We start from the raw sequence: 778 nt of genomic DNA, 5'->3' as shown, positions 1-778 counted from the left end.
CGCGGTCGAGACGCCGGCCGCCGCCCTGCTGGGCGATCAGGCGAGCAGGGCCTATGCGGCCGACCTCGCGCACAGTCTGCAGGACCGGGAATTGCCGGCCGTCGCGGTCGGACCGCACGCGGCGGCGAACGAATGGCGGCTGGTGACGAGCGCCAGCGAGCATGGCGGGCAGGTGGTGCCGAGCTTCGCGGTCTATGACCCGACCGGAAAGGCGCAGGGCCGCACCGACGGCGCGCCGGTCCCGGACGGGGCATGGGCCGGCGGCGACCGCAAGATGCTGCTCGCCAGCGCCGCGGAGGCGGCGCCGAAGATCAGCGACCTCATGGACCGCATCAACGCGGCGCGCATGCAGAGCGATCCGCACAGCCTCTATAACCGGCCGGCGCGCGTCTATGTGCCGCAGGTGACCGGGGCGCCGGGCGACGGGGACATGTCGCTGACCAACCAGATGCGCCGCCAGCTCGGCAAGCTGGGCGAGGTGGTGCAGGACACGGCGACCGGCGCCGACTTCACGGTGGCCGGGCAGGTGCGGGCGGTGCCGGTTGCCGGCGGCAACCTGCGGGTGGAGATCGCCTGGAAGATGTCCGACGCCGCGGGCCACGATCTCGGCATGGTGCTGCAGCTTAACGAGGTGCCGCCCGAGACGGTCACCGGGTTCTGGGGCGACGTGGCGCTGGCGGTGGCGCAGGAGGCGGCGGGCGGGGTGCGCGACACCATCGCCAAGCAGAGCGGCCATGGCCGCCAGCCCGGCAATCCCGCCGCCGCCCGCGCCGCTTCG

Annotated in this window: 1 protein-coding gene; it reads left to right on the top strand. The window is 74.0% G+C overall.

Annotated features, from left to right (window positions below; genetic code table 11):
- A partial coding sequence (locus B8460_RS22280; RefSeq protein WP_048862818.1) for a hypothetical protein occupies positions 1–778 on the top strand: 778 nt, incomplete at both ends.

The sequence above is a fragment of the Acidisphaera rubrifaciens HS-AP3 genome, assembly GCF_000964365.1.
GTDB classification, from domain to species: Bacteria; Pseudomonadota; Alphaproteobacteria; order Acetobacterales; family Acetobacteraceae; genus Acidisphaera; species Acidisphaera rubrifaciens.
The sequence above is the reverse complement of the archived record's forward strand: the minus strand, read 5'-3'. Positions and strand labels throughout refer to the sequence as shown.